Here is a 1,120-nt window from a genome sequence, read left to right as displayed (position 1 = left end):
CCACGACGAACTCCTCCCGTACACACGCATCGAACCTGAGCAGCTTACGAGAGCGCAGTGGTGCCAGCGGCCTCACAACTTCCGGACAGCGACGCGGCGTTGAGCGGCAGCCACCGTCGGAGCAGCTACCGGCCGGCCGTAAGGGAGGTGCCAAAGGTGAGGGCGGCGTACTGGAGGCACTGGCCGACGACGAGACCGTCCAGGACGCGGAACTGGTGGCCGTGCTGCTGGCGTGGGAACCGCGGATCGACGTGAGTGCTCTGGCCGCGGCCTGCGGGGTGACCACCGCGCGGGTCCGGTCGGCGCTGATGCGCCTGGCGACCTCCGGCCGGGTGGGTTACGACACGGCCGAAGCCGCCTATTTCCACCGGCAGCTGCCCCACGACTCCGGTCTCGCCGAGCGTCACAACCCGAGGCTGCGGTATGCCCGTGCCCTGCTGTCGGCCGGTGCCGTGACGCTGGACGGCGCGATGGGCACCGTCACGGCCGAGGACGGCCACACCCACCGGGTGCGCGAGGACGCCGGCGTCCTGAGGTGCAGTTGCCTGTGGTGGGCGAGATACCGGGGCGGACGCGGCCCCTGCAAGCACGCGCTGGCGGTACGGATGGCACGACGGGAGAGGAACAGTTGAGCAAGCTGATCGAAGCGGTGCGCGGCGGGCGGGCCGACGACGTGGTGACGATCGTGGACGGCATGACGGCCGCCGAACGGGGCGGGGAACTGCCGGCGCTGAAGGCGTTGCGCAAGGAGTTCCGCGACGCCTGGGTGACGCCGCAGCTCCAAGCGGCCTCTCCTGCGCTGCTGGTGGCGGGCGTCGCCTGCCAGACCGGAGCGGCGGCCGTCGCGTCCTGGCTCACCGCTTCCGGCTGGGAGCGCATGTGGGGGCGGAGAAGAGATTCCTCCCCATGCTCAAGGAGCGCCCCGCCGAATGGCTGACGGAGCTGGCGCACCGGATCGCCGACCGCAGGCCCTCCACGGACATCCGGTATCACCTTGTCGAAGCGATCGTGCAGGCGGCCCGATGCCCGATGCCGGTGACCGACGCCTCCGTGCACGCATGGATACACAGCATCTACGGCAACGGCTGGAACACCGACGTGATCGCCGAGCGGCTGAGAC

The 1,120-nt window shown here is 70.5% G+C and carries 3 protein-coding genes; all 3 read left to right on the top strand.

What is annotated here, in order from left to right:
• Positions 1–632, top strand: a 632-nt coding sequence (locus ACFV9O_RS40690; RefSeq protein ID WP_385428184.1) for an SWIM zinc finger family protein, incomplete at its 5' end; no start/stop codon positions are given.
• Positions 629–937 carry a hypothetical protein gene (locus tag ACFV9O_RS40685; protein WP_381770930.1) on the top strand — a complete coding sequence of 103 codons (309 nt, stop codon included), beginning with the start codon at positions 629–631 and terminating at the stop codon, positions 935–937. The genes ACFV9O_RS40690 and ACFV9O_RS40685, both read left to right, overlap by 4 nt.
• The coding region (locus tag ACFV9O_RS40680) for a hypothetical protein (protein ID WP_385428180.1) at positions 907–1,120 on the top strand (214 nt) is incomplete at its 3' end. The genes ACFV9O_RS40685 and ACFV9O_RS40680, both read left to right, overlap by 31 nt.

Source organism: Streptomyces sp. NPDC059909 (assembly GCF_042730885.1).
In the GTDB taxonomy this organism is placed as follows: domain Bacteria; phylum Actinomycetota; class Actinomycetes; order Streptomycetales; family Streptomycetaceae; genus Streptomyces.
The sequence above is the reverse complement of the archived record's forward strand: the minus strand, read 5'-3'. Positions and strand labels throughout refer to the sequence as shown.